Raw genomic sequence first — 16,089 nt, 5'->3', positions numbered from 1 at the left:
CTTGAGGGCATTCGCGATTTGTCTTCCACTAAATCGTTACTGCGGCTTTAAGCACTGCAACTTCCTGTGGGGTGAGTGGCCGCATCGCTCCTTCGGCTAAGGATTCTAGCGTTAATGTCATTAATGCGACGCGCTGTAAGTCAATTACCTTATAGCCTAAGGCGCTGGACATACGCCGAATTTGGCGATTTAGTCCCTGAGTCAGCACGATTTCAAAGCTGTCCGAACTGAGGTGGCGGACTTGGCAGGGCAAGGTTTGCACATCTTTATAACGCACTCCACTGGCCATTTGTTCAACAAAATCATCAGTGAATGGCCTATCGAGGCGCACATGGTAGGTTTTACTGTGGGCAAAACTGGGGTGCATGAGTTTATGGGTCAGCTCGCCATCATTAGTTAATAGCAGTAGGCCGCGGGAATCTTTATCGAGCCTGCCGACGGGATAGAGTCTTGGCGCTTTGGGAAGCAGGTGTATAAGGCTCGTTTCATCCTGCTCCAGCAGGCGGCAATCTGTGCCCACGGCTTTGTTCAATATCCAATAGGCGAGGGGTTCGGTTTTAGTGATGGGCGCGCCATCAAGTTCAATACTGTCGAGGCAGTTTAATGATTCGTCCAAACGGATAGGATCTGTGTGGCGGGCGATATGGCCATTGAGTGTGATGCGCCCGGCCTCAATTAAACGGCAGGCTTCACGGCGTGAGCCTATGCCACACTGGGCGAGGTATTTTGCAAGGCGCATATCAATCCAAGGTTGATGAATTTAAACATAAAAAAAGGAGCCGAATTCGGCTCCTTCAATTGTACTTATCAGCATCTTAATTAGCTATTTCAACCTGCTGTTTAACAGGCTATAAGTACAGTGCTACCTATCAATGACGTTTGCGGAAAATCACAATCGCAACGGCCACTACGGCTAAAATCATACAGTACCAAGCGTGTGATACCGCAGCCAATGGGGTGATGCTAAAGGTCGAGGCGATCAGCAAGGCTTGTGCGCCATACGGGATCAAACCTTGGATAATACAGGCGAAAATATCGAGGACGCTGGCGGCACGTTTGGGGCTCACGCCATGTTTCTCGGCTAAGTCTTTAGCAATATCACCGGTCACCACGATAGAAACCGTATTGTTGGCCACACAAGTGTTAGTCACTGCGACTATGCCAGCCATACCCAGTTCTGCGGCGCGGCATGATGCTTCACCTTGTGCCTTTGAAAAACGCGTGATCAGCTTTTCAATCTGTTTGCTCACAAAGGCAAGACCACCTTGTTGCTGCATAAGTGCCGCTAAACCACCGACCAGCATAGACAAAATGAAAATCTCCTGCATATTGCTAAAGCCAGCATAAATATCTTTACCAAATTGGATCACGCCGTAATCCATGGTAAACAGACCCGTAGCGCCCGCTAATAAGATACCTAAGGTCAAGACCACAAATACGTTCAGACCCGCCACAGCTAAGATCAAAATGGTCAGATAAGGAATGACCTTAATGAGATCTATGTTCTGCGTCGCTAATTCCGCCTGGCCTTGGCCTGCAAATACAAAGGCAATCAAGGTTAGCAGTGATGCTGGGATAGCGAAAATCAGGTTTTCACGGAATTTATCTTTCATATCACAGCCTTGAGTACGGGTGGCTGCAATCGTGGTATCTGAAATAATCGATAAGTTGTCACCGAATAGGGCGCCAGACATGACCGCACCTGCCATCAGGGCGTAGTCGATTTGCGCTTGGTCGGCCACGCCGAGGGCGATGGGTGCGACAGCAGCTATTGTGCCCATTGATGTCCCCATGGCTGTTGCGATAAAGGCCGCAATCACGAAGAAACCGGGTAACAACAAGTTTGATGGGATCAGTGATAAACCCAGAGCAACGGTGGCATCGACGCCGCCTGTGGCTTTAGCGACCGCCGCGAAGGCGCCTGCTAATAGATAAATCAAACACATCGCAATAATGTTGCTGTGACCAATACCGCCAATAAAGGTATCAATCGATTGATTCAATTTCTGCTTTGATAAAATCAACGCCAGAATAATCGCAGGTAAAATGGCGATAACACTCGGTAATTGATAGAAGGCGAAGTCGACACCTTGGCTTTGGAAATACACACCCGCGCCAATGAAAAGACCAAGGAAAACAAATAATGGCAACAGGGCAATGAAAGATGCCGGGCTGTGCTGTGTTGCTGGTGTTGGATTGCTCAAATGTTATCTCTCTTTCGCTTAGAGTTCTTTCCGCTGGATCCTTAGCAGTCAAACTCGCTTAAATTTAGTGTCGCTTCGGCATCGTATCTTAGCAACTTGAGGCAAAGCATATTTGATCCCCGCTAACCTGTCAATTTAGACGTCTAGATGTTTTTACTTCCGTTGTGATCGCTAGGTTATTAATAGGTTGTATAAGATGAGGCTCAGTCTATATTTTAATTTATAATCAATGTGTTATCAGTTTGTATTCAGGTTAAGTTAGCGGGTTTTTATCTGATTTAGAGTGTATTGCAACAGAATGGAATAGCGTGAAATTTAAGCTGTGGCCCGGGGTGATGAGATAAGTTGGCTATTTATCGCCCTCATTTCCCTTGAAACTTTGATGCACTGAGTCAGTGTTGATATGAGTTTTGATGGCGAAGAAGATGAACTGGATCCATCGAGTTAAGTTCATTTTTATTGCTTATTAGCTTGCAGCGCTCGTTTAGCGGCTTAATCACGTTCACATAACAAAATAATATTAATTAAACCTTAACAATCAATTCATTGTTTTCAAATGTAAAAAAGTGTTAACCGCATAAAAAACCTATAAAACACTAATGATAACGATTTGCGTTGTACTAGAGAGTTTAATAGAATCCGCACAAATTATGTTAATAACTCTTTGGGGCTTTGTTTAAATGCATACATCTTCTCGCCATGGCTTGAGTCTCGTAGCCGTCTCTTTACTGACTTTAGGGTTGAACCATACTGCGATCGCCGGTGAAGATTTATTCGGTTATGTCAAAGGCGCTGAAGCTATGCCTAAAGACGCTATCGAACTGTACCAAAAGATCACCCTGCGTAATGATAAGGGTCAAGGCACCTACAGAGGTATTAACTACGAAACTGAATTCGAGTATGGCCTAACGAATAAACTGGCGGTGTCAGCTTCTGCTAAGTTTATGTCCTTAGACACCAGTGGGCTTATCATCGATGGTTATTTGCCGGCAGAGAAAAAAATTGGTTTTCAATCCTCTGGCGCCGAAGTTGGCCTAAGCTATATGTTTTTAAGCCCAGCCAAGGATGACATAGGTTTGTCGATGACAGCCTCCCTCGACTACGACTGGATTGATGTGCATTCTGGCCAAGACAAAGACACCTTGTCGTTAGATCTTGGTCTGCAAACCCAAAAATACATGCTCGAAGGTGAGTTAATTTGGGTGGGGAACTTAGGCATGGAATCAACCTATGCCGACCGCGCCCCTATCGCTAATCTACCAGAAGATTTCGAATGGTCGACGGATCCAGAGATGGAACTGGAATTGAAAATGGGCACAGGCTTAAGCTATCGTTTCGCCCCTAATTGGTTCGTTAGCGCCGAAGTGCTTTTTGAAACTGAATTTGAAACTGAAATTGGTCAAGAACGATGGTCCTTCTTTGCTGGCCCTTCATTGCATTATGGCAGTGCCGATTGGTGGGCGACGCTGACTTGGTTACCACAGTTAAGTGGCGGTGGTGAGCAGTACCAAGGTCAGCGCGATACTAGTTTGCATCTGATTGAAAAAACAGAACAAGAAATCAGATTGAAGGTCGCATTTAACTTTTAATCTAGGTTCAATCAGGCTGTTGCAGCGAATGTAATAGGCTGCACCGCCAGAGTGAGTGCCAAGGATGGCTCGTTTTTATTCCATATTCACTAACATTAGGTATTGAAATGGCGCAGACATATTGGAATAGCTTGTGGTTTATGCCCATGGTCGTGGTGACCGCGCCTGCTTTTGCTGCTGACTATTTAACGGTTGCACAGGCGCAGGCATTGATTTTTGATCAAGCGGCCGTATTTAGCGAGCGGCCAACTTTATTGAGCTCAGATGCGAAAGATCAGATCAAAGATTTGTCTGGCGTGCGTCAGCGTCAAGATCAACAGCCGATTTGGAAAGTGGAGAAAGACGGGCAATTTCTCGGTTGGTTTATGGTTGATGATGTGGTCGGTAAACATGAATACATTACTTATGCCGTGGGGATTAGCCCGCAAGGTGAAGTGTTAGGTTTAGAAGTGTTGAGTTACCGCGAGACCCATGGCGGTCAAGTGCGCGAGGCCAGTTGGCGCCAACAGTTCCACGGTAAAACACTGAACGATCCCTTTAAACTGGATGAGGATGTCACCAATATCAGCGGCGCGACCTTGAGTTGTCGTAATTTACTCGATGGTGTGAAGCGTCTGTTGGTTATTCATCAACTCTTCCTGTCACAGACGGCATTATCGTGATACGTCGCGCTAAACCCTTACTCGGGACTTTGGTGGAAATTGCCGCCGAGTCACTGCCACATTCTGGCAGTGAGATCCCACTTGAGGATAAAGCCTTAGAAGCCGCGATGACAGCGGCTTTTTCGCGTGTGACGCATATTGGTCGGTTACTGAGTTTTCATCAGCAAGACAGTGAGTTAAATCAGCTAAATCGCCAGCCAGGGACATGGATTCGTGTAAGCCAAGACAGTTTACGAGTGCTCAAGTTAGCTAAGTGGCTAGGCAAGGCGAGCAACAACTTGTTCAATTGTACTGTCGGCGGGGAAATGATGTCCCGCGGTGCTTTGCCTGCCTATCTTGGTATGCCTTTGTTATTGCAAGGTGAGTGGCAAGATATTGAAATAAAAGATAATCAAGTACGATTAGCTAGGCCACTCATTTTAACCTTAGATGGCATAGCCAAAGGTTATGCGGTTGATATGGCGGTTAGTGAGCTGCGCCGTGCGGGCGTTGGCGGTGGTTGGGTGAATGCCGGTGGCGATTTAAGAGTCTTTGGCAGTGCCTCTTTAAATGTACTCTGCCGCGGCCCAAAGGGATTGAGCCAAAAGATCTGCGTGAGCAATATGGCGCTGGCAAGTTCGCGGGTGTCACAAACCTTAAGCCATGATTATCCTGCGTTATTACTGCCCACGGGCAATGTTACTGATGTGAATATCGATCTTGAAAGTGAACGTATTGTCAGTGTGAGTGCGCCCTTTGCTTGGCGCGCCGATGCCTTGACTAAGGTTGCGGGTTACCTAAGCTCTGACTCCGCCGCTGACAAAATTGCTCACTTAGGTGGTCGATTAGTCAGTTTTGAATAATCATTCCTTTGGTACTATTTGCAGTTTTCCTTACTGAATTTACTAAGGAAAAGCTGCGTGCTGAGTGTATAACATTTTCCTATGAAGAAATTAACTGGCTATCCAAATTGGTTTTTTTGGCTAATCATTCTTACCATTAGCGTCACCACGCTCACAGGCTTGTTTATGCTGCCTTGGGTGATGGAGTTTAAGTTGCAGTGGGAAGTGGATTTTGGCCTCAGCGGTGAACTACGGTTACCCGCAGTGGTGATGCATGTGTTGTTAGGTTGGTTGCTGTTGATGCTACTTGGTGCACTTTGGCACAGTCATATTCGGGCAGGATGGCGTAAAAAATTGAACCATTGGAGTGGCTTAGTGATGTCACTCAGTCTTATCACCTTAGCGTTAACGGGTGTGGGACTGTATTACTTGAGCTCAGAATCAGCCCAACTGTTTGCCAGTTTATTGCATATGTTTTTGGGGATGTTATTGTTTTCAGGTTTTGTTTGGCATTATTACCATGGCCGTAAAATTCGCGTTCAATCCCTTAGGCGTCACCGTAGCTGATAAGTTTTGCATCAAAGCCCAATTTGAAACCCAATTCAAAAGCATTCGATTAAAAATCCCATGTTAAAACACATTAAAAAGAGTGCCTAATTGGCACTCTTTTCGTTTTAGCTGTTTGTCACGAGCGGTCTGGCTATTAACCGCTTGCCACTAACCGCTTGTTGCTAACTATGTGTCGTTAGCAATCTGTCAGCTTAGGCGACTTTAAATCGCGCCACTTCTTTTTGTAGGTTGCTGCAAATTGCCTTAGTGTTGACCACGATTTGTTGGGTCTCTTGAATGACTAAGTTGCAGTATCTTGTTTTATCGGATAATTCAGTCAAGTTACGGTTAATTTCTTCGGTTACATGGGTCTGTTCTTCGGTCGCCGTTGCCGTTTGAGTGGACATCTCGCTGACCTTAGAGGTGGAGTTTAGGATTTCATCCAATGCATCTTGGGTTTGGCTGGCGAGGGTGACAGTTGATGTGGTCAGGCTGGCGCCCGATTCAATGCTTTTAACCGCATCATTTACGCCGCGTTGTAACTCTTCAATCATGCGTTGAATATCTTGGGTCGAGGTTTCGGTGCGACTCGCCAGTGTACGCACTTCGTCGGCGACTACGGCAAAGCCGCGGCCCTGTTCGCCAGCGCGCGCCGCTTCAATGGCCGCGTTAAGGGCAAGGAGGTTAGTTTGCTCAGCAATAGAGCGGATCACATCGAGCACTGAGGCAATATTGGCTGAATTGACTGAGAGTTTTTCAATAACTGACACGGCATTCTTAACCGATTCAGATAGTTGCTGAATATGATTAACGGACTGGGCGAGGATATTTTTACCTTCCACCGTTTGGTCGTTCACCTTAGTGATTTCGGTCGCTGTGTGTAGGGCATTGCTGGCGACTTCTCTTACGGCCGCACTCATTTCATTGACGGCTGTGACTATGGTATCCACAAACTGCTCTTGTTCATGGCTGATGTTGATTGTGGTGGTGGACTTAGTCGCAAGGCTTTCAACGGTGTGGCTTACATCCTTGGTTTGACCAATAATCGAGATAACCATCTGCTGCAGTTGTTCTACAAACAAGTTAAAGGCATGGGCAAGCTCACCGATTTCATCCTGTCGTTTGATGGGGATCCGCTGAGTTAAGTTACCGTCACCATCAACAATGTCATTGATCCTGCTGGTGATATCTTTAATCGCGTTTACGATGATTTTAGGGCCAAAGTAGGCAATCAACAGGGCGACTATGGCCACTAAGCTGGCTATGGTGAGGGATATTTGGGTTTGGGTGGTTGCCTGTTCAGTTGCTTGTAAGTCTAGCTCTTTTACGCGGTTATCGGCCGCTTCCCCCGCCGCATTGTAGATGCTTCTTAAGGCTTTAAATTCTTGCTTAGACTTGGTCTCGTGGAGCTGTTTAGCTCGCGCAAAGTCGTTACTTTTGACTGCGTTAATGACCTCTGATGAGGCTTGATACCAAAGGGAAAATTGCGCTTCAAAGCCATTGGTGGATTGCAGTACGAGCAGGTGGTCTTTAAGGATTTTTTTAAACTCGCCCATTCGGTCACGGGCTTGGTCGACGTTTTCTTGCCAGTTATCAATTTCACTCTTGCGATTCTCGGCAGATAATTCTTCCCTGAGTAACACTTCTTCACTTAGCTGCGCTTGATAAAGGTCGCGATCTGCATTGAGAATTGCCGAAATCGCAGGATTAAATAACTGACTGAATTCTTGCATCTGCTTTACCGTCGCACGGCTTTGCATAGCATCGGTGACCGCCATAACAATGAGCGCTGTCGCCATAATGGCAAACATCAGCGAAAACTTAACGCGAATACTGTTAAACATAGGAACATCTCCATTAATAACTTAATAAATAGCTTAGCCGTTATTTATGAAATTGCTTTTACATGCAGTAAATTGCGATGGGATTCAGTGCGAAGTTTTGTGCCCATTGAAAGAAGATGAATCGCCCCGACTGTGCAGCCAGGGCTTTGATATTTTAGCTTATGTTATTCGGGGCAAGCTAAGGTGGGGATGGCTTTTGGCTTAGGTTTTATCTGCACTAGCATGACACCCATGATGACCATAGAGCCGCCAATATAATGATAAATGGCCAAGGTTTCATCTAGGATAATGGCCGCCAGTATCGCCGCAATAATCGGCATTAAATTAAAGAACACGCTGGTGCGATCGGCGCCGAGTTTGCTGATGCCATTGATCCAAGCCCAAGGCGCGAGCAGCGAGGCCGCAACTGCCGCATACAGGATCAGTGGTGCCGATTGCGTGCTGATCACCATGCTTGGGCTGCTAAACAGCAGCGGTGTCAGCATAAATACGGCTATGAGTCCTTGAATATAAACCGATTCCCAAGTGGGCAGTGGTAATTGCCAGCGTTTTAGTAATACACCATAGAGTGCATACACAAAGGCGCTGAACAGCAATAACAAGTCACCTTGGGTGACGCCGATGGCAAGATTCATCATATCGCCGTGGCTTAACATAAAAATTAAGCCAACGAGCGAGAACAGTGTGCCACCAAAGGCTAACGGCGACAGCTTCTGTTTGAGTAAGGGAACGGCTAAAAATAGGCTGATCATAGGCACGAGTGAGGTGATCAATGCCATATTCGTCGCCGTGGTGGTGGCCGCGGCAAAATAGGCCAGACTCTGGTTGAGCACCATACCTAGCATGGCCAAAGTCGCGAACTTAGGTAACAGCGGCAAGATCACTCGGCGCTTTTGCCACACGCGACCCGCGACAAAGGGCGTTAATAGCAACATTGCAAAAAACCAACGGTAAAACGCTATGGCTTCAGGATCGATAATCCCAAATGAGAGTTTATTAACTATCGAGTTACCCGCCCAAATGAAAACGGCTAATAGGGGAAACAAATACAACATGATTTTGCCTTTCGATAATGGTTTACGTGGCTGGACATGAGTGAATAGGCATAAGCGACTGAGTCTACATGGCTAAAACTGAGTAACTCAGAACGAGAGACTCTGCTTACTACGTATTACTTATACATCCAGATAATCATTGCAGGCAATTATCCATGGTCGGTTATGATATAGATATCGCTTATCAGACAAGGTCAGTTCCTCGGCGGACAGAGTGCTATGGGATGGAGAAATCAATTGAGCGCGATTAAACCATGCGATTAAATCTGGATTGCTTGAGTACTATTAACCAGTTGAGTGCTATTAAATCATGAGCTAGAAGGCTTTAAGGACAGACAAATGCGTACGGTTTATCATCCCCTTACGGCAGAGCAAGAGCCAGTTGCGGATATTTTCTTCAACTATGAAGCCTTCTTGCCAAATACGGTGACGCCTAAGCATCAACATGTTTGGGGACAACTGCAGTTAATCAGCGGTGGCATCATGGAGTTACATGCCGCAGGGCAACGGTTTTTATCTCCGTCGCAATATGCGATTTGGGTTCCTGCGGGGATAGAGCATGAAAGTTTCACTCGGCGTAGTATCCATTATTGTTCGATGAATATCGTTGCCGAGCGGGCTGCGGCGTTTCCCCTAGAGACCTGTTTATTAGCTGTGACTCCTATTGCCCAATCGATCGTTAACGACCTACGGGAGCGGCAAGTTAGAGTGGCAAACTCGGCAGCGGATAAACGGCTTGTTGAGGTTTTGCTCGATCAGCTCACTATCGGCCAAGCTCTGCCGCAATTTTTGCCCACAGTCTCAGATAAACTGTTACAGCCGTTGTTGCTGGCACTCGAAGCCGACCCTGCGAGTCCTAAGACCTTTAAATCTTGGGCCAATGAATTACATACCACAGAGCGTACCTTAGCCCGTCGTTGCCAAGAGGCGCTGGGGATGAGTTTTACCGAGTTAAGGCAAAGGCATAAGTTTATCTATTCATTACAATTGCTGCGTCAGGGGCTAGCTATTAAAGAGGTGGCATTAACGCTCGGCTATAACCAAACCTCACCTTATATTGTGATGTTTAAAAAGTATGCCCAGTGCTCGCCGGAGCAGTATCGCCGTCGATTGTGATGGTGCATAAGTTTAGTGTGATGGCATATAAGCTTAGTGTGTTGAAAAATGATCTGTTGTTAATTCGAACGCTAGCGGATGTTGTGTGGCGATAAGCGGATAAAACCGAGAAATAAAATAGGGTGCCAAAGCATTTAGCACCCTATTTTCGGCCTATTTAAAGAGAGGATTTAAGGGATTTTTACATTGTTGGATAAATTAGTCGGATGCTTTTTGGCGGTTCCGTTTATCCTGACGCTTCTCTTTTAAGGTTTTCATTGGCGGTTTTTTGTTTTTTTCTTTACTCATAGATATAGACTCCAAAGTGAAGGTCACTATCCGGTTCCGCGCCGCAATTCGGTTCCGATAGTTGGGCTCAATTTTTATTTCAGGCTTAAATTGAGTCGGTTTATTTATAAAGGACACATAAAACGTAATTTAACGATGAGGTGCCGAACCTAAACCTCTTAACCCCTTTGCTGTTTTACCTTAAAGCGCTGCCATGACTTAGTGTAAATAGTGGCAAAAGGCGTTAATTTCAGTGTTAAATTAATTTAATGCCTGTCTTTAATAAATAACGCGGCCAGTTAATGACTTCAAAATAACATTCCTTCTTATCCTATTATGTTGAAAGTACCGCTAGAAGCCGCCGCTAATAGCGAGTTGAAGTATGTTGTCACGGAGTAGAACACACTATATCTTTAATTACGTCATCTAAAATGGCTTAACACTTGAGTAGATTCAGTCAACATAAATCACTAAAAGCCATTAGAAATAACGCTGCTTAAATCAGCTGGCTACTTAGCTTTTTTAGGTTTTTTCGCTAGACTGACACCTTTAATCATAAACAGCACTGGCTTGCCTAAAATACTCACTTCAGCCAACTCGCCCTTTGACCGCCCAAGTAGGCTAACGCCTAAATCGGATATAACAGAGAAGCGTCCTGCACTGGGTTTATGCTTTGGTGGATACACGAGCTCAATTTGATACTCCTGTTGATCCTGCAGATTAACTAAGCGGATCTCCCGCCCCACAGTCACTTTATCACTCGCCACATCATGCTTGAGCTGCTCAAGTTTGCTAATCACGCCTGCCAAAGCAGTTGGGCGCAGGGAGGCATTAAAACTGTTCTGTAAATAATAGGTTTCGGTTTTTAGTATAAAATTCTGAAATAAACCGCTAAAAAAGGAATATGCCATTTCCGCCTCTGAAATAACCAAGTAAAAGTGCAAGCAAAGAATTTAAAAAAGAGGAATAACTGGATTCAGTGCTTATTTAACAAGAGTATTAAAGTTCTGCCGAGCGCGAGTGACGCTCGGCTTAGACTGGGAATTTGAGTGAGAAGCGGAATGATTTAGCCAAGCAGCACGTTGAGCTAAGAGTGCTAGCTAATACATGAGAAGATAGTGATGAAAATGCAGTGATAAACATAGTTTTACATCTCCAGTCAAAAATTGTGTGCGATGAATTGCTTTTTTAATCGTTCAATATGGCTAATAACTTAAACTTAAAGTGTTAACTAAATAAGCCATGTTTACTTGCTTGATACCATAGGCCAAGTGAGAAAATAATGCAAGCCTAACCAAGTTTATATTGCTGAGTATACTTATCTACAGTAAATATTTTACTTAACACTAAATTAACTATTTTGATGTTAACGCTAACCTTAGTCAATTTAATCCTAGCACGCGTAAAATAAATCGAGCACTGTGAGCTTAGCGATAAAATACGCATTAAGTAAATAGCACACTAATTAACTCAAATAGCTCACTAAAATAGCTGGCTCAAATAATGCACTCACTCAAATGTACGCTCGAATAATACCTTCGCACGGTGATTGTGATGCTTCAGCATATTTTAACGCTATGCTATGCAAGCTAACTGAATTAAGCCTTAATATGCGCGTTTAAAGTTGTAAAGTACTGAGTATCCACTTAGGTGGTTAATCCCGCGCCTTTCAACAGTATTTTAATGCACATGGAGACGAGGAACAGGCAACTGACGCTCGTACACCAAATGAGCACTAACCAGCCGAGTCGATAGCTGAGGGATTTAGTTGGGGTCGTCATGTTTATCTCCTAGGTGTTAGCCAGTGTCTCAATTGAAGCCTTAATTGAATTCGTTGCTTAAAGTGAGCTCGCCGTTTGAATAGAGTCCGCTGCCGAGGCTGAGTCGCTTCGGCAGCATTTTGAGGTCATGTCTTACCAGAACAATCGTTAGTGATAGCCTGCATCTTTAGTGACTTTGCCGCGGAATACGTAGTAGCTCCAAAAGGTGTAAACCAAAATCAGTGGGATGATCATCAGCGCGCCGACGAGCATAAAGCTTAAGCTGCTATCGGGTGCTGCCGCCTGCCAAAGGCTGATGTTGGGGGGAATAATGTGCGGCCAGATACTGATCCCTAGTCCACTAAAACCTAAAAAAACTAGGCATAAGGTGAGTAGAAATGGCTGATAGTTATCATCGCGGCGCAAGGATTTCATCAAGGCCCAGCCACAGGCTAATACCAGTATTGGCACTGGGGCGAAGTAGAATAAATTCGGCAAACTAAACCAGCGCAGGGCAATATTGGGCTGCACAAAAGGCGTCCATAAACTGACTAAACCTATGGTCATAAGTAAGCATAAGGTCAGTGCTCTGCCGAGTTGTTGCATGGTCGTTTTAAGCTCGCCTTGGCATTTTTTCACCAGCCAAGTCGCGCCGAGCAAAGCATAGGCCAGCATAAGACCAAATCCACAGAAGAGTGAGAAGGGCGTTAACCAATCGAAACTACCTCCGCTAAATTGCTGCTCGCTGACCGAAATGCCAGAGATAAACGCCCCCAGCACGACGCCCTGTGAAAACGTGGCTGTGATAGAACCGAACATAAAAGCTTTATCCCAAAATGGCTTAGCTTCAGCACCCGACTTAAATCTAAACTCAAATGCCACGCCGCGAAAAATCAGTGCCAGTAGCATGATGAGCAGCGGTATGGTCAGCGCTTCGAGCACTATGGCATAGGCGAGGGGAAAGGCACCTAGCAGACTAGCGCCGCCGAGCACTAACCAAGTTTCGTTTCCATCCCAAACGGGGGCGACTGTATTGACCATAATATCCCTGTCGTCCTCGTCGTGAATGAATGGAAACAGTATGCCGATGCCGAGATCAAAGCCATCCATCACGATATACATTAAGGTGGCAAAAATGATGATCCCGAACCAAATCAAGGGTAGATCGAATTCCATGGTGAGCCCTTAAATATGTTTAAGATTGAATAAGTAAAATTAGATTCATTTACTTTAAAATTAATGGCTTGTTGCCGCGATATCTGGCCCTTTGCGGATGAGTCGCATCATATAGCGATAACCCACGCCGAAGATGCCGCAGTAACTGACGATGAAAATCCCTAGGCTGATACTCAGGTGGGTAACGCTGTGGGAAGACACGGCATCCTGAGTACGCATCAACCCTTGGATCACCCAAGGTTGACGGCCAAGTTCGGTAGTGAACCAGCCTGCCAGTGTGGCGAGCAATCCGGCGGGGCCGAGCACCAATACAAATCGCAGAAAGTGTTTGTTGCTGTAGAGGCTGCCTTTGCGCCTGAGATAAGCACTCCACAGTCCAGCAAAAATCATCAATAAGCCTAAGCCGACCATGAGCCTAAAACTCCAGAACACTAACAACACATTGGGTCTGTCCTCGGCGGGATACTCAGTCAAGGCTGGCACTTGTTTGCTTAAATCATGTTTTAAGATCAGGCTCGCCAGCCCTGGGATTTCGAGACTGAAGTGGTTTTTCTCTGCGTCCATATCGGGAATGGCAAACAAGATAAGCGGTGTGGGTTTGTCACCCTCATTACGCCAATGGCCTTCCATTGCCGCGACTTTTACAGGTTGATATTCAAGGGTATTTAAGCCGTGAAAATCGCCAATCACAGCTTGCAGCGGCGCGACAATTAACGCCATCCACATCGCCATAGACAACATCTTGCGGATCGCGGGCGTGTCGTTACCTTTGAGTAAATGCCAAGCCGCCGATGCGCCCACAAAGAAAGCCGATGAAATAAAGGCCGCCACTGTCATATGGGCTAAACGATAGAGGAATGAAGGGTTAAACACTATCTGAAACCAATCCACTGGAATAACGCGATTGTTCACGATTTCAAAACCTTGGGGCGTCTGCATCCAGCTGTTTGAAGCTAAGATCCAGAAGGTCGAGATAATAGTGCCCGTGGCGACCATACAAGTGGCGAAGAAATGCAGGTTTTTGCCTACCTTCTGCTGACCAAATAGCATGACCCCCAGAAAACCCGCTTCGAGGAAGAAGGCGGTGAGGACTTCATAGGTGAGTAGCGGCCCAGTTACGCTGCCCGCGAAGGCGGAAAAAGCACTCCAATGGGTACCAAATTGATAGGCCATCACTATGCCTGAGACCACGCCCATGCCAAAGTTTATGGCAAAAATCTTCGACCAAAATAGATAGAGTTGTTGGTAAACCTCATTCGCCGTTTTCAGCCATAAACCTTCTAATACTGCTAGATAGGTGGCGAGGCCGATAGTGATGGCAGGGAAAATAATGTGAAAAGAGATGGTAAAAGCAAATTGGATCCTAGCGAGTACTGTGGCATCAAAATCAAACATAATTTCCTCGAGCGATAGGCATTTCTCGTTACAAAGGCATTGTTCTAGTCGCGTTCACTGAACCCTAAATTGGCTTGACGGTGAAAGCTTGTGTGCTATTAGACCATGGGATATGCTGGCTATAACAGACACAGAATATCTTGGCTTGGCTATAACAGATGACGAAGTATGAGCAGTTAGCGCAGGAATTAAAGACACGAATAGCCCAAGGTGTTTGGCAGGCGGGGGACAAGTTGCCGTCGCTGCGCCAAACTGTGGCCGATTCGGGCTTGAGTCTGATGACAGTGCTCAATGCCTATCAGTTATTGGAAAGCCAAGGCGTGATCTCGGCGCAGGCTAAGTCTGGCTATTTAGTGGCGCCAAAGCCGGAATTAATCGCGCGCCAGGGAGAAGCCTTTCGTTATCCCGAGCGACAAAAGCCGATTTATCTTTCCGATAGCGTGGATATTAATGAGTTTGTATTCAATGTGCTGCAGGCTTCAAAGCAGGCGGACATAGTGCCCTTTGGCTCAGGATTTCCCGATCCTAGTTTATTCCCACAACAAGCACTGGCGCGATCTTTGGTTAAGGTGACTCGGCACATGTCACCTTCTTTTGCCGCCGATAATTTACCGCCAGGAAATGCGGGATTGCGTAAGGCTATTTCCCAACGTTATGCCAAATTGGGCATGAGTATTTCGCCCGACGAAATCATCATTACCTCGGGTGCCATGGAGGCGCTCAACTTGAGCTTAGCGACCCTGACTCAAGCGGGTGATTGGGTTGTCATTGAATCACCGACCTTTTATGGCGCGATGCAAGCCATTGAACGGCTTAAACTCAGGGCGATTGCGGTTGCTACCGATCCACAACAGGGGATTGATCTCGAGGCGTTGGCAGAAGTGTTAAATACTTATCCAGTGAAAGCCTGCTGGTTGATGAGCCAACATCAAAATCCCTTAGGTTGCAGCTTATCGGATGCAAAAAAACAGGCGCTTTATCAGTTACTAAATAAGCATAAGGTCAGTCTGATTGAGGATGATGTTTATCAAGAACTCTATGTCGACTCGAGCGCGCCAAGGCCAGTAAAAGCCTTCGATACCGAAGGACGGGTGTTGCACTGCGGCTCATTTTCTAAGTCTTTGATTGCTGGTTATCGTGTCGGCTGGGTGGCGGCGGGATGCCATGCACCGCAGTTACAACGCTTACAAGTCATGTCGACGTTATCGACCAGTGCGCCCATGCAGCTCGCCATCGCCGATTTTATTCAGTCGGCGCAATATGAACGGCATTTAAAACAGTTACGTAAAAAGTTAGCCAGCCGTAAATTGGCCATGTATCAATTATTGTGCGCGCATCTGCCCGAATCTGTGGGGGTCAACTTCGCGCAGGGCGGCTATTTTCTCTGGTTAGCGCTGCCATCACACATGGACGCTACACAAATTTATTATCAGGCGATTGAGCGTGGGATCAGTATTGCACCCGGAAATCTCTTTAGTAATCAGGTCGAATTCCGCCATTTTATGCGTTTGAATGCCTCATACGAGTGCTCGCCAGAGATAGTCTCTGCGGTCGTGGTGCTGGCCGAACTTATCCGCAACAATTTGCGCCGAAGTTAAAGGCTGTGGCTAAAAAATTTTAGACTTCTAGATGTCTATCTGTTAGCTTGTTG

Annotated in this window: 14 protein-coding genes; 6 read left to right on the top strand and 8 right to left on the bottom strand. The window is 46.0% G+C overall.

Going from position 1 to position 16,089, the window contains the following annotated elements; translation table 11 throughout:
- Window positions 1-28 precede the first annotated feature (28 nt).
- Window positions 29-739, bottom strand: coding sequence for a 23S rRNA pseudouridine(2604) synthase RluF (locus tag Q4Q54_RS00565; RefSeq protein WP_311987183.1), 711 nt, complete (start codon window positions 737-739; stop codon window positions 29-31).
- A 130-nt stretch (window positions 740-869) separates the two neighbouring features.
- The gene (locus Q4Q54_RS00560) at window positions 870-2,204 is read right to left on the bottom strand and encodes a Na+/H+ antiporter NhaC family protein (protein WP_107403921.1); all 1,335 of its coding nucleotides are present in this window, start codon (window positions 2,202-2,204) and stop codon (window positions 870-872) included.
- Between the two features lie 680 nt (window positions 2,205-2,884).
- On the opposite strand from Q4Q54_RS00560, the gene Q4Q54_RS00555 reads away from it, so the two are divergent.
- The 4 genes from Q4Q54_RS00555 to Q4Q54_RS00540 all read left to right on the top strand — a co-directional run bounded on the left by Q4Q54_RS00555 (window position 2,885) and on the right by Q4Q54_RS00540 (window position 5,843).
- Window positions 2,885-3,793 (top strand): DUF6662 family protein, encoded by a 909-nt coding sequence (locus Q4Q54_RS00555; RefSeq protein ID WP_006080435.1) that lies wholly within the window; start codon window positions 2,885-2,887, stop codon window positions 3,791-3,793.
- A gap of 107 nt (window positions 3,794-3,900) precedes the next feature.
- Window positions 3,901-4,455 carry an FMN-binding protein gene (locus Q4Q54_RS00550; protein ID WP_006083955.1) on the top strand — a complete coding sequence of 185 codons (555 nt, stop codon included), beginning with the start codon at window positions 3,901-3,903 and terminating at the stop codon, window positions 4,453-4,455.
- Window positions 4,452-5,297 (top strand): FAD:protein FMN transferase, encoded by an 846-nt coding sequence (locus Q4Q54_RS00545; protein WP_006083954.1) that lies wholly within the window; start codon window positions 4,452-4,454, stop codon window positions 5,295-5,297. The genes Q4Q54_RS00550 and Q4Q54_RS00545 overlap by 4 nt, the downstream gene beginning before the upstream one ends.
- Before the next feature lie 81 nt (window positions 5,298-5,378).
- Window positions 5,379-5,843 (top strand): hypothetical protein, encoded by a 465-nt coding sequence (locus tag Q4Q54_RS00540; protein ID WP_259215014.1) that lies wholly within the window; start codon window positions 5,379-5,381, stop codon window positions 5,841-5,843.
- Between the two features lie 194 nt (window positions 5,844-6,037).
- On the opposite strand, the gene Q4Q54_RS00535 is transcribed toward Q4Q54_RS00540, so the two are convergent.
- Together Q4Q54_RS00535 and Q4Q54_RS00530 are read right to left on the bottom strand one after the other, a co-directional pair.
- Window positions 6,038-7,669 carry a methyl-accepting chemotaxis protein gene (locus Q4Q54_RS00535; protein WP_259215015.1) on the bottom strand — a complete coding sequence of 544 codons (1,632 nt, stop codon included), beginning with the start codon at window positions 7,667-7,669 and terminating at the stop codon, window positions 6,038-6,040.
- Window positions 7,670-7,833: 164 nt separating this feature from the next.
- Window positions 7,834-8,724, bottom strand: coding sequence for a DMT family transporter (locus tag Q4Q54_RS00530; RefSeq protein ID WP_311987177.1), 891 nt, complete (start codon window positions 8,722-8,724; stop codon window positions 7,834-7,836).
- A 339-nt stretch (window positions 8,725-9,063) separates the two neighbouring features.
- On the opposite strand from Q4Q54_RS00530, the gene Q4Q54_RS00525 reads away from it, so the two are divergent.
- Window positions 9,064-9,840, top strand: coding sequence for an AraC family transcriptional regulator (locus tag Q4Q54_RS00525; RefSeq protein WP_006080441.1), 777 nt, complete (start codon window positions 9,064-9,066; stop codon window positions 9,838-9,840).
- Between the two features lie 776 nt (window positions 9,841-10,616).
- Here Q4Q54_RS00525 and Q4Q54_RS00520 read toward each other — a convergent pair.
- The 4 genes from Q4Q54_RS00520 to Q4Q54_RS00505 all read right to left on the bottom strand — a co-directional run bounded on the left by Q4Q54_RS00520 (window position 10,617) and on the right by Q4Q54_RS00505 (window position 14,438).
- A complete protein-coding gene (locus tag Q4Q54_RS00520) occupies window positions 10,617-11,018 on the bottom strand; it encodes a GreA/GreB family elongation factor (RefSeq protein ID WP_006080443.1) in 402 nt (133 codons plus the stop codon).
- A gap of 735 nt (window positions 11,019-11,753) precedes the next feature.
- The gene (locus tag Q4Q54_RS00515; RefSeq protein ID WP_006080444.1) at window positions 11,754-11,888 is read right to left on the bottom strand and encodes a DUF2474 domain-containing protein; all 135 of its coding nucleotides are present in this window, start codon (window positions 11,886-11,888) and stop codon (window positions 11,754-11,756) included.
- Between the two features lie 147 nt (window positions 11,889-12,035).
- A complete protein-coding gene (cydB, locus tag Q4Q54_RS00510; RefSeq protein WP_107403925.1) occupies window positions 12,036-13,043 on the bottom strand; it encodes a cytochrome d ubiquinol oxidase subunit II in 1,008 nt (335 codons plus the stop codon).
- A gap of 60 nt (window positions 13,044-13,103) precedes the next feature.
- Window positions 13,104-14,438: a cytochrome ubiquinol oxidase subunit I gene (locus Q4Q54_RS00505; RefSeq protein WP_311987173.1), complete on the bottom strand. Its 1,335-nt coding sequence runs from the start codon at window positions 14,436-14,438 to the stop codon at window positions 13,104-13,106.
- Window positions 14,439-14,596: 158 nt separating this feature from the next.
- On the opposite strand from Q4Q54_RS00505, the gene Q4Q54_RS00500 reads away from it, so the two are divergent.
- Window positions 14,597-16,036 (top strand): PLP-dependent aminotransferase family protein, encoded by a 1,440-nt coding sequence (locus Q4Q54_RS00500; RefSeq protein WP_311987171.1) that lies wholly within the window; start codon window positions 14,597-14,599, stop codon window positions 16,034-16,036.
- Window positions 16,037-16,089: the final 53 nt, after the last annotated feature.

The sequence above is a fragment of the Shewanella sp. SP2S2-4 genome (assembly GCF_031932025.1).
GTDB classification, from domain to species: Bacteria; Pseudomonadota; Gammaproteobacteria; order Enterobacterales; family Shewanellaceae; genus Shewanella; species Shewanella baltica.
Note: the sequence above shows the minus strand (reverse complement) of the source record. Positions and strands in the feature narration are given on the sequence as shown.